The following is a 19,703-nucleotide window of genomic DNA, read 5'->3' as shown; positions in this document are numbered from 1 at the left end:
TCACAGACCTACAATATCTGCCGCGACTGACATATCTCTTGGAACAGACCGGATCTCTTCTCACCGATGTCTGATCCTCTACTCTTGATTGCGTGCACATAACGCGAACATCCATGTCAGCAGTAGCGACGACCGGCTTGGGTCCGATCGAGGAACTTGCCTTTGCCAGGGTCCTCCTCGACTCGGTCAAGCATGGCAGCCGAGGAGCAACGCTGCGGATGTACCGGCCAGCACCGACGCTGGCCTTCGGGGCCAGGGATCGGTTCCTGCCTGGGTTCCCAGCAGCCATCGAAGCGGCGAAAGATCACGGCTTCACACCTGCTCTGCGCAGCCTCGGCGGGCGTGCTGCCGCCTATCATCGGGGATCGCTGGTCATCGACCACATCGAACCCAGTGATGCGTTCATCAAAGACACCACGGCCAGGTTCTCCTCTTTCGGTCAGGACTATGTCGAGGTTCTGCGTAGCATCGGAGTCGACGCCCGCCTCGGCGAGATTCCTGGGGAGTACTGCCCTGGTGAGCACAGTGTGAATGTGGCCGGTCGGATCAAGGCGATCGGCACCGCACAGCGAGTGGTCTCGGGCGCGTGGCTGTTCTCCTCATCCGTGATCGTCGAGGATCCCGATCCCATCCGTTCCGTCCTCACAGACGTCGAGGCGGCCCTGAGCATCGAGTGGGATCCGGCCACGGGTGGGTCGATCAGCGAGGTCCACCCCGAGATCACAATCAACACCGTCGCCGAGGCGTTCGCCTCCTACTATGCCCACGCCGAACCGCACACGCCCGGTGAGCCCACAGCCGCCGAATTCGCGGCCCTGCCTGACAAGATCGGCACCCACGTGCTGTGACGACATCTGTTCCGTGACGAACCCTGTGGTGCACACCCTGTACTGCAACACCGAAGCAATTGGAGACGATGAGCTGATGAATGTGCGCGAAGCGACGAAGAGCGATCTGCCCGACATCCTCCGGCTGGTCCATGCCCTGGCCGTGTATGAGAAGGAACCCGATGCGGTCGAGGCCACCGAAGCCGATTTCGCTGCAGTGATGTTCCCGGAAGATGGGCATCCGAATACCTATGGCCTCGTCGCCGAGGTGGACGGACAGATCATCGGCATCGCGATCTGGTTCTACTCGTTCTCCACCTGGACCGGGAGGAACGGGATCTGGCTCGAGGACCTGTTCGTGGATCCCAATCACCGCGGAAACGGAGCGGGCAAGGCGCTGCTGGGGCACTTGGCCCAGATCTGTCAGAAGCGGGGTCTGACACGACTCGAGTGGTGCGTTCTCAAGTGGAACGAGCCCTCAATCGGGTTCTACCGTTCGCTGGGTGCGAAGGCTCAGGACGAATGGGAGACCTTCCGCCTCGATGGTGAGGCGCTTGACGCGTTTGCGAATCAGTCCAGCAGATAACAGTCTCGGCCAGCGACACGACTGAGTCGGCCACTAACAGCTGGGGTGGTCGTTTTGTGCTGAATCCGTCTAGGGAATTCACCACAAAACGACCACCCCAGCATGTCGCTGCGCCAACGGCGGAGGGCGCAGCCCGGTCAGGGAGTCTTTGGCTTGGCAGTCGTGGTCTTCTTCGCAGCGGTCGTCGACTTAGCAGTAGTCTTCTTCGCTGTCGTTGACTTGGTCGCCGTAGATTTCGCAGCAGTCGACTTCGACGCAGTCGTTGACTTAGCCGCAGTCTTCGCCGTGGTCTTCTTGGCGGTGCTCGTCTTGGCAGCTGTCGACTTCTTCGCAGGAGCCTTCTTCGCAGGAGCTTTCTTAGCTGGCGCCTTCTTCTTGGCCGGTCCCTTCGCACGCTTCTCCGCCAGGAGCTCGGCGGCACGGCCGATGTTCATCGACTCGACGGTATCGTCCTTGCGCAGCGTGGCATTGAACTCACCATCGGTGACGTAGGGGCCGAAGCGACCGTCCTTGACGACGACCGGCTTCTTCGAAATGGGGTCCTCACCCAATTCCTTCAGCGGTGCCGCTGCCTGACGCCCACCTCGCTGCTTGGGCTGAGCGTAGATCTTCAGCGCCTCGTCGAGGGTGATGTTGAAGATCTGATCTTCCTCGGTCAGCGACCGTGAGTCAGTGCCCTTCTTCAGGTACGGACCATAGCGGCCGTTCTGAGCGGTGATGTCGGTGCCCTCTTCGTCCTGTCCGACGACGCGGGGCAGACTGAGCAGAGTCAGTGCCGTCTCGAGGTCGATCGAGTTCAGGTCCATGGACTTGAACAGGGAGCCGGTGCGCGGCTTCGGCTTCTTGGCCCCACGCTTGGGCTTCTCTTCAGGCTCAGGCAGAACCTCGGAGACGTACGGGCCGAAACGCCCGTTCTTCGCCACAATCGTGTGTCCGGTCTCAGGATCGACTCCCAGTTCACGGTCACCGTCGCCCTGGGATTCGATGAGTTCAGCGGCCTTCGCCGCGGTCAGTTCGTCCGGGGCCAAGTCCTCAGGCACAGATACGCGCTTCGGGTCCGCGCCCTCTTCGGAGGCCGGGACCTCGAGGTAAGGACCGTAGCGGCCGACGCGCAGGTTCACGCCTTCGCTGATGCGAACGGTGTTGACCTCGCGGGCATCGATGTCGCCGAGGTCATCGACGACTTCCTTGAGTCCTTCGCGATCTTGAGACTTGTCGCCGAAGTAGAAGCGGGCCAGCCAGGCCTTGCGATCCTCTTCGCCCATGGCGATGCGGTCGAGTTCGGATTCCAGATCGGCGGTGAACGCGTAGTCGACGAGCCCGGTGAAGTGCTCCTCGAGGAGACGCACGACAGAGAACGCCAACCAGCTGGGCACCAGCGCATTGCCTCGGGAGGTCACGTAGCCGCGGTCCTGGATGACGGAGATGGTGGCCGCGTAGGTCGAAGGTCGGCCGATGCCGAGCTCTTCGAGCTGCTTGACCAGGCTGGCTTCTGTGAAGCGCGGCGGCGGGGCCGTCGTGTGACCGTCGGCTTCGGCCTTGACCACGGACAGCGACTGTCCTTCGTCGACCTGAGGCAGGCGTGATTCGCCGGACTTCGTGTCATAGCGTCCGGCGTCGGTGCCCTCTTCGTAGGCGGCGAGGAATCCGCGGAAGGTGATGACGGTGCCGCTGGCGCTGAAGCCGGCTTCGTGGCCATCGGCGAGGTCGGCACGGACCTTGATGGTCGCGGTCTTGCCCTTCGCGTCGGCCATCTGGCTGGCGACGGTGCGCTTCCAGATCAGGTCATAGAGACGGAACTCGTCGCCGCTGAGTGACTTCGATACCTGAGCCGGGGTGCGGAAGGAGTCGCCGGAGGGACGGATCGCCTCGTGAGCCTCCTGCGCCGACTTCTGCTTCCCCGAGTAGGTGCGAGGCGACTGCGGAACGAACTCGGGACCGTAGAGTTCGGTCACCTGCTTCCGTGCCGCGGAGATCGCCTGGCCCGACAGTGCCGAGGAGTCGGTACGCATATAGGTGATGTAACCGTGTTCGTACAACGACTGAGCCGTGCGCATGGCCTGACGCGCACTCATGCGCAGCTTACGACCGGCTTCCTGCTGCAGCGTCGAGGTCGTGAACGGTGCCGCAGGCTTGCGCGAATACGGCTTCGACTCGACGGCCGTGACCGTCAGCGCGTCCTTCGCGGTGCCGTTGAGCTCTGTGGCCAGCGCTTCGGCCCTGGCCTGATCGACGACGGTGGCCGCTGAGTTCTTCAGCTCGCCCTTGTCGTTGAAGTCACGGCCGGAGGCCACGCGGGCACCGTCGAGGGTCGCAAGGTTCGCGGCGAACGGACTGGTGCCGTCGGGCAGCCCCAGGTCGACATCGAGGTCCCAGTAGTCGGCGGAGACGAACGCCATGCGTTCGCGTTCGCGTTCGACGACAAGACGGGTTGCCACCGACTGGACACGACCGGCGGAGAGGCCGGCGCGGATCTTGCGCCACAGGACGGGCGATATCTCGTAGCCGTAGAGGCGGTCGAGGATGCGGCGGGTCTCCTGGGCGTCGACGAGTGCGACGTCAATCTCGCGAGTGTTCTCCAGGGCCCGTTCGATGGCCTCGGGGGTGATCTCATGGAAGACCATGCGCTTGACGGGGATCTTCGGCTTGAGGACTTCGAGAAGGTGCCAGGCGATGGCCTCACCTTCCCGGTCCTCATCTGTTGCGAGATAGAGTTCGTCGGCGTCCTTGAGGAGGCGCTTGAGTTCGGTGACCTTCTTCTTCTTGCCGGGGTCGACCCGGTAGTAGGGATCGAAGTCGTTGTCGACGTCGACGGCGAACTTGCCGTACGGTCCCTTCTTCATGTCTGCCGGGAGCTCGGACGGGGTGGGAAGGTCGCGGATGTGGCCGACCGACGCCTCAACGTCGTAACCCTCTCCGAGGTACCCAACGATCGTTCGCGCCTTCGTCGGAGACTCGACGATGACGAGACGGCGGGGCTGCTTCTCGGTTGTGGTCACGCTTTCACATTCCTCTCACGGCGCCGGTTGATCGAATAAACGGACGATCCGGCCCAATGTAACACTGATGTTCGTGCTCGACCTGCATCGGGTTGATGCAGTGAACCTCAACGACAACGGTTTTCGATACTACCGTTATTCCGGGTTTCAATCGTTCACAGGCAGCAGCGCACCGGCGGCGACGAGCTTCCTCACCTGGGCGATGAGCTGGTCTTCGAGAGCGGTCGGATTGACGTCGAGAAGCTGTGCCAGAGCCACCGCGGTCTGCCTCAGGCTCAGGCTGCCGTCGGCGACGGAGACGAATCCGGCCAGGGCGGTGTCGAGGTCGAAGACCTGCCCGAATCCGATCCCCTGCTCTAGGGTGATCGAGCTCGGATCTGATTCTCCGGGGACATGGTGGCGGTGCTCGACGAGGTCCGGGGAACGCGTGAAGACCGTGTTCGCGATCTCCTCGGCCCCGGCGGTGGCCAGCCATGACCTCAGCGCGAACGTAGTGGCGACGAACTGCCCGAGCCCATGCGGGTTGTTCGCAATCGCCGAGGTGGTCCTGACCGTGGTCTTGAACGTTGAGGACGACTGCGAAGAGGTGCCGGCACCCGCGTGGTCGGCAATCGTTGGGACATCGTTATCTGCGGCCTGCTCAGCCTCGTGGCTGTCACTGCCTTCAGCTGAGTCCGACTGCTTGTGCATGATGACATAGCCGAAGACGACCTCGCTCACGTCCCGGGTGGCGAAGTCATCCATCCACGCCGTGGTCGCAGCGTTCCATTCCTTGCTGGCACGAGGGATGCCCCCATCGCGGATCCATGTCTCCGCATAGGCGATGGGGTCAAGTCCTTCCCGTTCGATGACGAGCACCGAGGTGTCCGGGTCCGTGACCCAGGATTCTGGACCTGCATCCCTCGCCGAGGTGGTCTCCCAGTTCCCGAGACACACTGAGCGTCCGCCTGGTTGGAGAGAGTCGGGAATCGCAGTGAACAGGGACCGGACCAGGCGGTCGCCGGTCATCCCTGCGTCTCTGTATTCGAAGGTGGTGACGTTGGCACGAGGTGTGATGACGAAGGGTGGGTTGGATACGAGCAGATCCACCTGTTCGTGCAGTGGTTCGAGCATGGATCCGGCCCGGAGCTCGATGTTGCCCACCCCGTTGAGTTCGGCGCTGAGACCCGTCAGGTGCAGTGCCCGTTCCGAGATGTCGGTGGCGATGACGCGGTCGCTGTGTCGGGCCAGAAGCAGAGCCTGGATGCCGCACCCGGTGCCGACATCGGCGGAGACACTGACCTGGTCGCGAGGTGTCAGTGACACGAGGGTGCGTCCTGCTCCTCCGAGCCCGAGTACGAAGTCGCCGTCGAGGACATCGGGATTGATGAGAGTCCCGTGATCGCTGACCAGGTAGAGGTTCTCGTCGCCTGGGCGAAAGCCGCGCGGAACTCCGACCGGCAGATCATAGGGAGTGATAGCAAACGGAGCGGACACACATCCAGCAGTTCCCACCTCGGCGACCTCATATTTGCCGGTGTCGCCGTTGGTTCCAGCCACGAGCAGTCCCCGGTCGACGGCGACGTCGAACGCATCGTCGCCGAGAGCGGTCCGGGCGGTGTCGGTACTGACGTCACGATGGAAGTGGAAGAGCAGCGCCAGAGCCGCCAGATTCTGGTCGAATGACTCCTGCGTCTTCGCGTGCATCTTCGCGGAGTTGAGCACCTGTTCGCAGTAGTGGATCGCCGGTGCCGCATTGTTGCGCACCAATGCGGAGGCGATGGGTCCACCCCACAATTGGCGCAGTCGGGGCACGGTGTAGCCAGCCCGGTAGAGTCGGTCTGCCACGAGGGTCATGTCTAGTTCACTCACACCCAAATCCTAACGACTGCACCCCGATGACCCCGACTGCGCCATAATTGGGGCCATGGCCTCTTCTGCTCTTCTCGACATCGTCACCGGATTCGGTGCCAGGGATGAACGGATCGTCCATGTGCGCGATATTCCACAGCGCTTCGAACATGAGTCGGCCTGGCCGGACTGGATCGACGAGGAACTCAAACATGCCTGCCACGCCATCGGCGTGGATCAGCTGTGGGATCATCAGCTCGAAGCCGCCCAGGCCGCGCGCGAGGGATCCGACGTCGTCATCGCCACTCCGACCGCTTCGGGAAAGTCACTCGGCTTCTGGTTGCCGGTCCTCGAATCCATTCAGAACACCCGGGCGAAGCTGCGCACCTCCTCAGCGATCTACATCGCGCCGACGAAGGCATTGGCCGCAGACCAATTGGCGAACTTAGAGAAGCTCATCGTCCAAGGCATGCGCCCGGCCACCTATGACGGGGATACTTCGCAGGAGTCGAAGGACTGGGCCAGGCGGCACGCGAACATCATCTTCACCAATCCGGACATGCTCCATCGCGGGATCCTGCCGCAGCACGAACGCTTCTCCCGACTCTTCAAATCGCTGCGTTACATCGTCATCGACGAAGCTCACCGCTACCGCGGAGTCTTCGGCTCCCACGTCGCACTGATTCTGCGCCGCCTGCTGCGCATCGCCGCCCACTACGGGGCTCATCCCGTGGTCATCGGGGCTTCGGCGACGATGGCGAACCCGGATCAGGCGTTCTCCAAACTCACCGGGAGAGACGTCCACGCGGTGAGCCAGGATTCCTCTCCGCGTGCTTCGGGCAGCTTCGCACTGTGGGAACCCCCGGTCTCCCCCGGAGGCGAGCGCCGCAGCGGTTTGGTCGAGGCCGCCGACATCCTCACCGACGCCATGTGCGCCGGGTACCGGTCGATCGCGTTCATCGCCTCCCGCCGTGGCACCGAGGCTCTTGCGTCTACGGTCCGAGATCAAGTGGGCCAGGTCGATGACTCGCTGAAGGACAAGGTCGCGGCCTATCGCGGCGGCTACCTCGCCGAGGAGCGCAGGCTGCTCGAGTCCGCACTGCGTTCGGGTCGGCTGCTGGCTGTGGCGTCGACGAATGCTCTCGAGCTTGGCATCGACATCTCCGGCCTCGACCTCGTCATCATCTCGGGGTGGCCGGGAACCCTGGCATCGCTGTGGCAGCAGGCTGGTCGGGCCGGACGTGCGGGACAGCGGTGGATGGCGGTGTTCATCGCCCGTGATGACCCGTTGGACACCTACGTCGTCAATCACCCCGAGGTCATCTTCGATGCTCCCGTCGATGCAGGAGTCATCCACCCTGGCAATCCCCACGTGCTGGGCGGGCACCTGTGTGCCGCGGCCGCGGAAGTTCCGTTGCAGGAATCGGATCTTGTCCACTTCCCCGACAACTCCGCCGAGGTGCTCGCTGACCTGGTCGAGCGCAAACTTCTGCGGGCCCGGCCCACCGGATGGTTCTGGGCGAAGGACTCGTCCGCGGCGGATATGTCCGATATCCGAGGCAGCGGGGGCGGCCAGTTCCGACTCGTCGAGGCCAGCACCGGTGCCCTGCTGGGCACCGTCGACGAGTCCGGGGCCTTCACCGGCGCTCACCCCGGGGCGGTCTATACACACCAAGGGGCAGACTTCACTGTCCTCGATCTTGATCTCGAAGATCATGTGGCACTCGTCGAACGGGCCGAGGTCGACTACACGACGCAGGCAAGATCGCAGACCGAGATCGACATTGTCGACACCGACCAGCAGCGGACTCTGCCGTCTGGGGTGACTGTGTGCAGCGGAACGGTCGACGTCAAGGACCATGTCATCGCCTACCGGATGCGGGCGAAGCGCGGTGGTGCGATCATCGCCGAGCACGATCTCGATCTGCCCGAACGCACCCTGCAGACGAAGGCCGTGTGGTGGACGATTCCGCAGGCGCTGCTGGACGAGGCTGAGATCATCCACGCCGATCTGCCTGGTGCCGTCCACGCGGCCGAGCATGCCTCGATCGGCCTCCTGCCGCTGTTCGCTGGCTGTGACCGGTGGGACATCGGCGGAGTCTCCACGGCTCTGCACGCCGATACCGGCATGGCCACCGTCTTCGTCTACGACGGTTTGGCCGGTGGGGCTGGATTCGCCGAGCGCGGATATGAGGTCATCGAGGGGTGGCTGTCAGCGACTCGTGATGCGATCGCCGCGTGCGAATGCATCGACGGCTGTCCCTCATGCGTGCAGTCGCCGAAATGCGGCAACGGCAATGAACCCCTGGAGAAGGATGCGGCCCTGCGACTGTTGAGAGCAGTTCTGGACTGAGGATCTCCCTCGGAGCTGACGATCCGTTCTACTTCCCGGCCACGGCCTTCTCCTTCACTTTCGGCAGCGGTCCTGGGATCTCAACCTCGACCTGAACATAGGCGCTCTGCTCTGCCATCGAGGCTCGGCAGTCACTGACGACTGCTCCGTTGCGCTGCGCGACCTGCTTGGCGATGTCGCAGGGTTCGCCCGTGGCGAGTCCGCGAACCGCGTCGGCTGCCGCGAGCACCGCAAGGTCGGCAGCGCTCTGTGCGGTGCTGTGGGCGGCGAAGGCTTGGCTGAGCCCGCCGATGGCGGTGACAAGGACCAGGATCATTGAGCACAAACCGACAACGATGTTCGTCACGACGGGTCTCCTGTCACAGGCAGGCTCAGGGCTTCGCCGCCTGCAGAGCGGTCTCCCTCTGTTCGTGCCGTTGCGGCCGCCTCGACCTCGTTGAGGAAGATGATCGCTGCGGGCAGCTCGATAGTCACAGTCACCGTCGAGTATCCGCCCTCGGAACGAACGAGCACCTCGGAGGCCTTCCCGGCGTGCTTCTTCGCTTCGGTCACGACTGCGGCCTGTGGCTCGCCGCGGGCGATCTCCCTGGCCGCAGATCTGGCTGCGTCGAAGGCTCTCAGCTGTGAGAAGCCGACGGCGGCTGCCCCTGCGAGCACGACGATGAGAAGCACGATGGCGGGCATGACAACGGCAAATTCCGCGGTGGCCGTTCCCGCATCTCGGTGCCGCTTCGATCGTCGCGGTTCACAGGAGCATCCGGTCGTCATGTCAGGCCCCGAGGCCAAGTGCCGTTTGGATCACGCCGGTGACGAGTTCCTTGATCGGTTCTGACTTCAAAATGACGACCAACAATGCTGCGAATCCGCAGGCGGCAAGGGTGGTGATCGCATACTCTGCGGTCGTCGCTCCCGCATCGGGGCCCCACGCTTCCGGAGTCCCGTCGCCACGCAACGGTTCTTCAGCGTTGCCCTCACCCGCTCCAGCTGCAGGATCCGAGTCGGTGCCGGGGTTGGCGTACTCGGCGACTCCTGACCAATCGACGTCTTTGGTGTCGACGCGGCGTGCCTCACCCCAATGGGGGTAGAGCGGACCGTCGCAGTCCTTCGTCGTTGTTCCTATGCTCATAGTCTCCTCCTCGTTGAAGCCCACCTTCGCGGTCTGCGAAGGGAGTTTCAGTGTTGAAGCAGACGCACACCCACGTCCAGGGTCGACAATCAGGCTGTGGATTGCGATTTGTCGTCCACAGCCCGAACGCACGCGAGTCGTGCCAGAATCCACAGACTTGCGCACCCGAGTCGGCACGATTCACGAAGCAGCCTGCTCTGCCGTTGCCACCGCAAACGGGTGTCAGGGGGTCAAGGGATCAGGAAGTGAGCCTGTGGGTCAGGAATCAGCTTCTGCCGGCCCATTCCTCCTTGAGGATCGCCATGATGACCTCGTCGTGCCGGCGGCCATTGAAGAACACGGCCTCACGACGGCGTCCCTCTTCGACGAAACCGGCCTTAGTGTAGGAGGCGATGCCTCGGGTGTTGAATGCCCAAGTCTGCAGCTCGATACGATTGAGTCCCAGCTGCAGGAAACCGTATTTGATACCCAGCTGCACAGCATCGGAGCCGTAGCCACGACCGTGGAATTCCGGGCCGAGGACGATGGCCAGTGTGGCGGACTGGTTGACCGAGTTCCGCGCGAAGAGTGTCACGTGGCCGACGAACTCCTCGGTTTCGAGCAGCTCGATACTGAAGCCGACCGCGTCGGTGTCCTTATTTGCGCTCCACAGTGAGAACTGTTCGGAGACGCCGCCTTCGGGGCGTGGAAGGACAGTGTGATTCTGCAGGACCACGATCGAGGGGTCGAACCACCACTGTTCGAGGTAAGGAAGATCGTCTTCCTGCAGTGGACGCAGCCGTACGTGTCGACCTGTGAAGAGGTTTTCGGCGTATTCTTCGGCTTGTTCGACATTGGACAGTTGATTGAAGGGCGTAACCGGTGCCATTCCTCGACTTTACCAAGGCCGGCTGAACGCTCAGTCAGCAATTGCCTGAGTCAGCCAGAACTCAGCGCGGGAGCGGTCAGAAGAAGACAGTCGTCAGATCCGACAGCAGTGATATGACCACCGGAACAACCGAAAGCAGCAGAAAGGCAGGAAGGATGCAGACTCCGAGCGGCACGACGAGTTTGACACCGAGAGCCGCTGCCGCCTCCTGCCTGCGTCGACGGGACGAGTCTCGCAGTTCCTGCGCGACGGACTCGATGAGCGGGGCGGGCCCGACACCGGTGTGCTCGGAGAATTCGAAGACCTCGAGGACGGGCAGGAGTCGGTCATCAGCCGAGAGCTCCTGGCCTCCGATCGACATCGATCGTGCGACTCGACCCAGGCCCGACCGGTCCCCTGTCGCCTCGGCGGTCAGCGCCAGGGCGACCGGGATCGGCAGCCCGGAAGTGAGGCAGATGGCCACGAGATCAAGGTCGAATGCGAGCAGGTCATCGTCCACCCGCGGCGAAGAGCCGGAACCTCTCTGTGATTCCACACTTGGCTGTTCGACGCCATTTCTCGGGCGGTTGCCCGGTCCGTCCAACAATCGCCGCAGCCGACCATCGGATCTGCCCGACCACAGCAGTGCTCCTGTTGCGATGAGGATTCCCACGAGGAGTGCAGCCATGCTGATCAGGCCTCTGCTCGTACCATCATTCGTCTCATCCACCAGCGTCCGAGGAGGTAGAGAACGATGCCGCCGCCGATGCTCAGCTGGCCGGGCAGTCCTGAGAACAGTTCTACTGGCTTGACGCCGATGAGCAGACCGAGACCGACGCCGATCAGGGGCAGCCAGCTGAGGACTCGCACTGTCGCTTTGGGCCCGGCCATCGCAATGTGTCTCTCCCGATCAGCGTCCAGGGCGCTGCGCTGTGCCCGCGCATAACGCAGAATCATGTCAGCGGCGGGTGCCCCGGATCGTTCCGATACGGTCCACACGGACGACATGCCAGCGAACACCTCGGCGGCGGCTTCTGGCAGTTCGGCTCCTCTGGTGGCGATGGCTCGGCCGGGTTCCTCGCCGAGTGAGATCGCTCGCGAAATCGGTGCCAGTTGCACGTTCTGCCTGCTTAGGGTCGACATCACCGCCTGCGGAGTCATTCCGACCTTGAGCAGATGTGCACAGTTCTCCACCGCAGAAATGGCCCACAGCTTCTCCTGCTCGGGATCTGCTTTGGCGCGCCGTCCGACTCGGCGGGGCTTATCGCCGTCGGCGGGGGTGCGCAGCAGATCCTGCAGTCGTGAGGCCGGATCCAGTGGTGCGCTGAGTATCACGCTCAGCGCCACGAGCACGGCAATGGCGGTGACCATCAGGCGGCCTTCTGCTCGAGCACGGCTTCGAATCGGCTCAGGGCCCGACGGTTGAAAGTCCCTTCGGACAGCGGAGATGGTCGTCCCCACACAGGTTCCATTCTCACCCCGCTGCTGCTCTCACGGGTGGGAATCGCCAGTTCCGTGATTCCTCGGTCGGCTCCGACCCGTCGCAGGTGGATGACAAGGTCGATAGCGGTCGAGAACTGTGAGAACACGGCCTGCGGACTCATGTTCGCCAGTGCTCCCAGCGCCGCCAGACGGCTGGGAACAGCTTCGGCAGTGTTCGCGTGGATCGTGGCGCTGCCACCCTCGTGCCCGGTATTCAGCGCCGTGAGCATATCCCTGACCTCGGCACCGCGACACTCCCCCACGACGAGGCGGTCCGGACGCATTCGCAGGGCGTTGCGCACGAGGTCGGTCAAGGTCACCTCACCGCCGCCTTCGACATTGGCCTGGCGGGCGGCGAGCTGGACGACGTGGGAGTGACCGACGATGAGTTCTCGGGAGTCTTCGACGATGACGATGCGATGATCCGAATCAACAAGCCCCAGAAGCGCGCCGAGGAGGACCGTCTTCCCAGTTCCTGTGCCGCCTGAGATCAGAATGTTGGCACGAGATCGCACCGCTGTGGTGAGGAGCTCGTGCACGTCTTCGGGGATGAACCCGCCGGTGAGGAGCTGTTCGAAGGTGAAGCCGGCGTGGCGCGGAACACGGAAGGAGATCGTCGTATGGTCTCCGGAGATGGGAGGCACGATCGCATTCATGCGCACCCCGTCGGGCAGTCTGACATCGACGAACGGACTCGAATCGTCGAGACGCCGACCGCCCAGAGCAGCCAGACGCACGGCCAGAGAGCGCACTTCGTCTTCAGAACCCAGGGACAGGTCGAGCAGCCGAGGCCCGGTGCCGACGTCGGCGAAGATCTCTCGCGGGCCATTGACGAAGACGTCGGTGGTGTCAGCGACCTCGAGCACGGACTGGAGGGGACCTGCTCCGGAGAGCTGCGCGGACAACCTGTTCACGAGTTCCAGGAGCGCGCTGGAACCGAGCACGCGACCTGTACGTTGGACCGCCTCGGCGACTGCTGCCGTCGTCACCGGCCCCGGATTGTCGAGCAGGGTCTTGCGGACCTCAGCCACGAGCGAGGCGTCAAGCCATTCGCTCATTCCACCCACTCCCCCAGGAGTCGGTCGACGAGCTTTCCAAGTCGTGCCCCGCCGGGGATGCCTTCTCCTCGATCGACGGCTGCGGACAGACCGCGATCGTCGCGGATGCTGCCGGCAAGATCGAGTCCGATGGAATCGGCCAGGAGCTCGGCGTCAAGGCCTCCGGCACCGGTGTCGCGCACGACGAGACGAACGTCCGGATGGGATTGGGACAGACGTTTGGCAACTTGGGATGCCGCTACGGCGGAGCGGACCCGTGCCGGGGAGACGAGGAGGACATGATGACAGCGGCGCGTCCACTGCGGTGGGGCATGCCGTGGCAGATCGACGATGACGAGGTCGAAAGCCTGCCCGGCTGCGGCGAGGAAATCGTCGAACACGTCAGGGTCGAGTTCGAGGATGTCATCGCGACCCCAGGACAGGATCGCCAGGCCTTCGTGGCGCGGCAATGCCTGGCTCAGCGTCGAGGGTCGAAGCTGACCGCGCGAGGCGCTGAGATCGGCCCAGCGCGGTCCGGGAATCTGCTCGGCGCCCAGTACCAGGTCGAGCCCACCGCCCAGCGGATCGGCATCGACGAGGACCGTGCTCACATCTGGTCCTGCGCGGCGGGCGAGCGCGCAGGAGAGCACCGAGGCACCAGCCCCTCCACAACCTGCGACGACTCCGACGGTGACGCCAGGTGCCACCGGGGGTTCGACGGCTGCGATCATCCGGCCGCTCAGCCATTCCGCGGCGGAGGGCAGGACCGCCAGCTGTTCGACGCCGAGGTGGGCCGCGCGTTTCCATGTCGAGCTGGGTTCGTCCCCGTCAAGAACGACGAGAATTCGATCAGCATGGTCCGTGACCGGAGCTTCCCGCACATCCTCGCCCAGGAGAATGAGAGACGCGTTCTGCCAGCCGCCTGAGTCGGGCGGCAGGACTTTGAGGGAGATACCAATGCTTTCGGCGACTCGTGCGCATTCGTCGGTGATGGCGCCGAGGTCGGTGATGAGTGCTACCTGCATGATGACAGCCTGAGCGTACAGTCCGGGTAGAGGACAGTGCCCGGGGGCAGCCTGTGGACGAAATGCGAAAGGGACGGCCCCTGTGCACTCAAGTCACAAGAGCCGCCCCTTCTCGGTCGGCTTGAGCATCTCACCTGATCAAGCCCATCGCGGGCTCAGTCTGTGGGAATCAGCTCGGGTGGTCAGACGCCGTGCGCTCGGAATGTTGTCCACAGTTCGAGCGCACGAGTCGACCGTTGTAGGTTCAGCCTCGCTGGACGCCTTCGGTGTTGCGCAGGAGTCCTTCGCGACCGTCAGAATCGCGGACCTTGAACCACGAACCGTTGTCCTCGAGGCCGAGGAACCAGTCGCCGGGGTAGATCGTGAACACCGGCATTCCGGTGGTCGCGTCAACGGCTTCGCGCGGTTCGGGAACAGCGAACCAGAACGCCTGGATGACATTCTGGCCCGAGCCGCGATCGGATCCGTCCTGACCGGCGTCGTTCCGGTTCTCTTCCCGGTGGTCCGAACGTTCATCCGGGTTGCCGCCCGGCTGAACCGCGCTCTGGACGACGGTTTCCTCTTCGTCAACCGCGGAGGCGTTCGATGAGGCACTGGCGGCTCCGAACTGAGGCGCCGAGGGCGCATTCCGGGCGTTGTCTCCGCCGCGGTCCTCTGCGTCTTCCGGTGCCGAGTTCCTGTCGCCGTAGTTGGCCACCGGCACATACTGCGTCGGTTCGTCGGCTTCCGGTTGGGCGGTTCGTTCCGAACCGGACTCCCTAGCGCCTGTTGCAGCGGGACCGCTGACGACAGTGGCGTCGTCATCGGCTGCCCCAGCACGGGAGGCATCGACGCCTGTGTCGTTTCGGCGAACGTCTTCGGCGTTCGAGTGTGTCTCGGACCGAGCCTCGTTCGCGGAGTCGGGTGAACCTGCGGGCCCGCCTGAGCCAGCCGTGTTGGCTGAATCTTCTGAGTCAGACGAGTCCTGATCCGGTTTGAGCGCAACTCCATCGGAGGCACGGACATTGGTGTCCGAATCATGGGCGTTGACCTTCGAAGCGAACGAGCTGCTCTCCGCAGGGGACGCGGAATCGTCACCGGTCAGCGCTGAGGAGTCGTTCTGGTCCGAGGTCGCAGTCGCACCCGACTGGCTGGGTGCACGTCCGCCACGATCGACATTGCCTTCGTGGTCGGCACTCACAGTCCGGTCTGAACCGTCTGCGGTGCGGTCGGCCCGGCTTCCATGCGGTCCCTCGTCAGCCTCGGAGGCGGTGTCCGAATTGGGCGCGGCATGGCGTCCGCGACGACGTTCAGAATCCGTGGTCAATGCCGCATCCGATCCCCGGCCAGATTCCGAACCGCGGTCAGTTTCGGAGACGCGATCGGCTTCGGAGACGCGATCAGATTCCGAATCTCGGTCAGAATCGGAGTGGGCTGAGGCAACCCCGGCCGCGGCTGCCCCGATGCCGACAGCGCCTGCACCTGCGACAGCTGCGGCCGTGCCTGCATTCGAAGAATCGTCCTTGCCGCTCTCGGCCTTTGGCTCCGTGGCACTCGAGCTGTCTGCATTCGAGCTGTCTGCGCTCGAGGCAATTGGGTCGCTCGAGACACGAGCATCGCTGGAGCCCGTGCTGTCAGCTGGCACGGGTGCCTGCACTGCAGTCTCACCGTCATTGCTCCACGGGGATTCTTCACGATGAGCGCCGAAGCCGAATGTCTGCGTCGGTTCACTCTGCGTGTGCTTCGGGTCCTGTGAGTACTGAGCACCCAGGTAGGTCTGACCCGACCCGGTGCTCTGGACTGCCTGATCCGCCGAGTCGTCTGCACCCGATGCGGATTCGAACGACGCCCCTTGTGCCTGCTCCTCTGGCGGAGCATAGGGGCTGTTCTGGCCAGACCCGATGGGCTGGCCGAACTGGCCCTGGCCATCAGGCTGGCCGTTCTGGCCGAACTCATCGGCCTGGCCTGGCCCACCGGGCTGACCGGCTCCGTCGATCTGACCGGAGCTGCCGACCTGGTTGGGCTGGTTGAACTGATCTGGAGTCGCCGACTGTCCAGGAGCAGCGAATTGGCCGGGCTGTCCCTGCGGGCCCGACTGACCTTGCTGGCCGAACTGATCCGGTCCGCCTGGCTGACCGAACTGGTTCTGTCCACCGAACTGACCCGGGCCACCGGGCTGACCGGGATGCACAGGCGCTCCTGGCTGACCCTGCGAGCCGAAAGCTCCGTTGGGCTGGCTTCCGTTGGGCTGGCTGCCGTAGGGGGCGCCGAATCCGCCAGGGCCGTAGTGCGCGCCGGGCATGTTCGCCACTGGAGCGGGATGCTGAACGTGCTTGGTCACAGGGCGGGCCTTCGGGTGCGCGGCAACCTCGTCGCGAATTGCGAATTCCTTGTTGAAGAAGGGAAGCATCGTGAATACGCCTGCGAAGAAGGCGATCAGGGCTGCGAAGAAGGCGAGGTATGCACCGACGTGCCAGAACTGGACCGAGGTCAGCAGGTGGACGAAGGCGAAGGTGAACGCGGCACCGGACAGGACCGAGATCGCCTGATCAAGACTGAGCGAACCCACTTTGAGTCCGCCGTTGCCGAACTTGCTGACGAAGACCGCCGCCACGATCAGCCAGATGCCGAACACATCGAATGTCAGAGTGCCCATTGAGTCGACGGTCCAATGCCACAGCGACCATGAGAGGAACCCGTCGGACTTGAACGGCACGAAGAGGACGATCAGTGAGAGCAGTCCGGCGAAGAGCAGAAACAGATCGCGCAGCGTCAGCGGCCCGAGCAGCCCGGGACCGGTGCGAGGACTCTTCTGTGCTGCCGGACCTGCGGACCCGAACTGACCCGGGGCCGAACCATAGGGGCCTGGGGCGCCCGCACCGTACTGTCCTGGTGCTGAACCATAAGGTCCGGGACCCGGTGCTGAACCATAGGGTCCCGGTCCGGAGTTCTGCGGACCGGGGCCCGAACCATAGGGCCCGGGTCCGGCATTGTGCGGCCCTTGTGAACCATAGGGGCCTGGTCCTCCCGAGCCGACAGGTCCACCGCCATACCCTCCGGGTCCGGGCGACTGCTGATCGGGTCCTGCACCGAATGCCGGTCCCGATCCGTATGCCGGACCCTGGCCGAACTGTGGTTGGCTGTTCGGCCCGGGATTCTGCGCGTGCGGATCATGCCACTGCTGTGGACCTGATCCAGTTGGGTGCTGCGGCGAACTCATCGCTTACTCCAGTCGCGTTTGGGGACAGGGTCGTCAAATTTCATGTGTCTGTCTAGTTTCCATCCTGACAGACTCGAACCCCATCCTTGCAGAACAGGACCCCCTGCGCACTCCTTCTGTACTGCCTGTCAGATAAGCGTGAATCACCGAAAACGCCTCCCTCTCTTCTGTGCCGATGCATAAAGTGTGTTCTGTAGCACACCAGCATGGCAATTGCTACCCCCGAACACCACCGCTCATCGAACGGACGACGGTGACCTAAGCCCCCGTCTCGGGTATACAGTGCAACTAGAATTTTCGATCCATCAAAGAAGCCGGAGGGAAAAATGACCGACAGCACAGCAGAAACCGAAACCTTTGCCCCGCCTGAAGAGTTCGTTGCTGCCGCCAACGTCAAGGCCGACGAATACGACCGGGCCGATGCCGACTACCTGAGCTTCTGGGCCGAGCAGTCTCGAGACCTCGTCGACTGGAAGGAAGACTTCGGCGAAGTTCTCGACTGGACTGACCCACCCTTCGCAAAATGGTTCATCGGCGGCAAACTCAACGTGGCCTACAACTGCCTCGACCGCCATGTTCTCGCTGGCAATGGCGATCGCGTTGCCATCAACTTCGAGGGGGAACCCGGCGACTCCCGCTCCTTCACCTACGCAGAACTTCTCGCCGAGGTGTCCAAGACAGCCAACGTACTCACCGAACTCGGCATCAAGGCCGGCGACCGGGTGGCGATCTACCTGCCCATGGTCCCCGAAGCGATGATTTCGATGTTGGCCTGTGCCCGCCTCGGCGCCGCCCATTCTGTCGTCTTCGGCGGCTTCTCCGCCGATGCTCTGCGCTCACGCATCATCGATGCCGATGCACGAGTGGTCATCACCGCAGACGGCAGCTACCGCCGCACCAAGGCCACCAGTCTCAAACCCGCCGTCGACGAGGCCCTGTCGCATGGGGACACCCCCGTCGAAACCGTGCTTGTCGTGCGCCGCACCGGGCAGGACGTCGAGATGGTCGAGGGGCGCGATCAGTGGTGGCATGAAACCGTTGATCAGGCGAGCTCCGAGCACGAATGCGAATTCTTCGATTCCGAGAATCCTCTCTTCATTCTCTACACCTCAGGCACGACCGGTAAGCCGAAGGGCATTCTGCATACCTCGGGCGGCTACCTGACCCAGGTTCTGTATTCGATGAAGGCCGTCTTCGACATCAAGCCTGAGTCCGATGTCTTCTGGTGCACTGCTGACGTCGGCTGGGTCACCGGACACTCCTACGTCACGTATGGTCCGCTGGCCGCAGGCGTCACTCAGATTGTGTATGAGGGCACGCCTGACACTCCCCACCAGGGTCGCTGGTGGGAGATCATCGAGAAGTACAAGGCCACGATCCTCTACGCCGCGCCGACGGCAATCCGCACGTTCATGAAGTGGGGCGAGGAGATTCCGGCCAAATACGATCTCTCCAGCCTGCGTCTGCTCGGCAGCGTCGGCGAGCCGATCAACCCCGAGGCTTGGCGCTGGTACCACCGCGTCATCGGCGGTGAGCGCTGCCCCATCGTCGACACGTGGTGGCAGACCGAGACCGGCGCGCACATGATCGCTCCGCTTCCCGGCGTCATGTCGACGAAGCCCGGCTCCTCACAGCGTCCGATCCCCGGCATTTCCGTTGACGTCGTCGACGATGAGGGAAACAGTCCGGCGGGCCCCGAAGGCGGACTCCTCGTCATTCGCCAGCCATGGCCGTCCATGCTGCGCGGAATCTGGAACGATCCGGAGCGGTTCAAGGAAACGTACTGGTCACGGTTCGAGAACACCTACTTCGCAGGAGATGGCGCAAGGCGCGATGAGGATGCCGACATCTGGTTCCTCGGCCGCGTCGATGACGTGATGAACGTGTCCGGGCACCGCCTGTCGACGGCCGAGATTGAGTCGTCCTTGGTTGCCCACCCCTATGTCGCCGAGGCGGCTGTCGTCGGTGCCGCCGACGATACGTCCGGTCAGGCCGTCGTGGCCTTCGTCATCGTGGGCAACGATGTTGAGGACTCTCCGGAGACATCTGAGCTGCTGCGCCAGCACGTCGGCAAGGACATCGGACCGATCGCGAAGCCGAAGAAGGTCCACATCGTGTCCGAACTACCGAAGACCCGATCGGGCAAGATCATGCGTCGTCTGCTCAAGGACGTTGCCGAACACCGCAAGGTGGGTGACTCCTCAACCCTGGCCGACGCTTCGGTCATGGACCTGATCGAGGAATCAGTGGCGAAGTCCTGATCCTGCACTGAGACGAACCCGCCGGTGAGAACGGATGCTCCAAGTGAGGCGTTCGAGATTCATCTGGCGGGTTTTTCTCATTTTACTGACCGTATTACTTTGGTCACCAGGCACGTTCAGACTACTCTTAA

Annotated in this window: 15 protein-coding genes; 4 read left to right on the top strand and 11 right to left on the bottom strand. The window is 63.4% G+C overall.

The genetic code is table 11. The features are described from left to right. Window positions 1-113: 113 nt before the first annotated feature. Entirely contained in the window at window positions 114-848 is a 735-nt protein-coding gene (locus LQ788_RS05360) for a lipoate--protein ligase family protein (protein WP_231445765.1), read from the top strand. A gap of 76 nt (window positions 849-924) precedes the next feature. Then, the gene (locus tag LQ788_RS05355) at window positions 925-1,413 is read left to right on the top strand and encodes a GNAT family N-acetyltransferase (RefSeq protein WP_231447332.1); all 489 of its coding nucleotides are present in this window, start codon (window positions 925-927) and stop codon (window positions 1,411-1,413) included. A gap of 137 nt (window positions 1,414-1,550) precedes the next feature. On the opposite strand, the gene topA is transcribed toward LQ788_RS05355, so the two are convergent. Together topA and LQ788_RS05345 are read right to left on the bottom strand one after the other, a co-directional pair. Beyond that, on the bottom strand, window positions 1,551-4,412 hold the full coding sequence (gene topA, locus LQ788_RS05350) for a type I DNA topoisomerase (protein ID WP_231445763.1): 2,862 nt from the start codon (window positions 4,410-4,412) through the stop codon (window positions 1,551-1,553). A gap of 147 nt (window positions 4,413-4,559) precedes the next feature. Beyond that, the gene (locus tag LQ788_RS05345) at window positions 4,560-6,263 is read right to left on the bottom strand and encodes a DUF7059 domain-containing protein (RefSeq protein WP_231445761.1); all 1,704 of its coding nucleotides are present in this window, start codon (window positions 6,261-6,263) and stop codon (window positions 4,560-4,562) included. 55 nt (window positions 6,264-6,318) lie between these two features. Between LQ788_RS05345 and LQ788_RS05340 the strand changes: the two genes are divergently transcribed. Further along, a complete protein-coding gene (locus LQ788_RS05340) occupies window positions 6,319-8,595 on the top strand; it encodes a DEAD/DEAH box helicase (protein ID WP_231445759.1) in 2,277 nt (758 codons plus the stop codon). Window positions 8,596-8,623: 28 nt separating this feature from the next. Here the strand turns inward: LQ788_RS05340 and LQ788_RS05335 are convergent, their stop codons facing one another. The 9 genes from LQ788_RS05335 to LQ788_RS05295 all read right to left on the bottom strand — a co-directional run bounded on the left by LQ788_RS05335 (window position 8,624) and on the right by LQ788_RS05295 (window position 17,311). Further along, complete coding sequence (locus LQ788_RS05335) at window positions 8,624-8,941, bottom strand: Rv3654c family TadE-like protein (protein ID WP_231445758.1); 318 nt, start codon at window positions 8,939-8,941, stop codon at window positions 8,624-8,626. Next, complete coding sequence (locus LQ788_RS05330) at window positions 8,938-9,363, bottom strand: TadE family protein (protein WP_275902128.1); 426 nt, start codon at window positions 9,361-9,363, stop codon at window positions 8,938-8,940. The genes LQ788_RS05335 and LQ788_RS05330 overlap by 4 nt, the downstream gene beginning before the upstream one ends. Window position 9,364: 1 nt before the next feature. Then, complete coding sequence (locus LQ788_RS05325; RefSeq protein WP_231445756.1) at window positions 9,365-9,721, bottom strand: DUF4244 domain-containing protein; 357 nt, start codon at window positions 9,719-9,721, stop codon at window positions 9,365-9,367. A 265-nt stretch (window positions 9,722-9,986) separates the two neighbouring features. Further along, window positions 9,987-10,589: a GNAT family N-acetyltransferase gene (locus tag LQ788_RS05320; RefSeq protein WP_231445755.1), complete on the bottom strand. Its 603-nt coding sequence runs from the start codon at window positions 10,587-10,589 to the stop codon at window positions 9,987-9,989. A 76-nt stretch (window positions 10,590-10,665) separates the two neighbouring features. Beyond that, entirely contained in the window at window positions 10,666-11,256 is a 591-nt protein-coding gene (locus LQ788_RS05315) for a type II secretion system F family protein (RefSeq protein WP_231445754.1), read from the bottom strand. Window positions 11,257-11,261: 5 nt separating this feature from the next. Continuing rightward, a complete protein-coding gene (locus LQ788_RS05310) occupies window positions 11,262-11,939 on the bottom strand; it encodes a type II secretion system F family protein (protein WP_231445751.1) in 678 nt (225 codons plus the stop codon). Then, the gene (locus tag LQ788_RS05305; RefSeq protein ID WP_231445749.1) at window positions 11,939-13,108 is read right to left on the bottom strand and encodes a TadA family conjugal transfer-associated ATPase; all 1,170 of its coding nucleotides are present in this window, start codon (window positions 13,106-13,108) and stop codon (window positions 11,939-11,941) included. The genes LQ788_RS05310 and LQ788_RS05305 overlap by 1 nt, the downstream gene beginning before the upstream one ends. Continuing rightward, a complete protein-coding gene (gene ssd / locus LQ788_RS05300; protein WP_231445747.1) occupies window positions 13,105-14,112 on the bottom strand; it encodes a septum site-determining protein Ssd in 1,008 nt (335 codons plus the stop codon). Before ssd ends, LQ788_RS05305 begins: the two co-directional genes overlap by 4 nt. A 244-nt stretch (window positions 14,113-14,356) precedes the next feature. Next, window positions 14,357-17,311, bottom strand: coding sequence for a hypothetical protein (locus LQ788_RS05295; protein ID WP_231445745.1), 2,955 nt, complete (start codon window positions 17,309-17,311; stop codon window positions 14,357-14,359). A 326-nt stretch (window positions 17,312-17,637) separates the two neighbouring features. Between LQ788_RS05295 and acs the strand changes: the two genes are divergently transcribed. Next, window positions 17,638-19,572, top strand: coding sequence for an acetate--CoA ligase (gene acs / locus LQ788_RS05290; protein WP_231445743.1), 1,935 nt, complete (start codon window positions 17,638-17,640; stop codon window positions 19,570-19,572). Window positions 19,573-19,703 lie beyond the last annotated feature (131 nt).

The organism is Brevibacterium zhoupengii, from assembly GCF_021117425.1.
Lineage (GTDB): Bacteria > Actinomycetota > Actinomycetes > Actinomycetales > Brevibacteriaceae > Brevibacterium > Brevibacterium zhoupengii.
The sequence above is the reverse complement of the archived record's forward strand: the minus strand, read 5'-3'. Positions and strand labels throughout refer to the sequence as shown.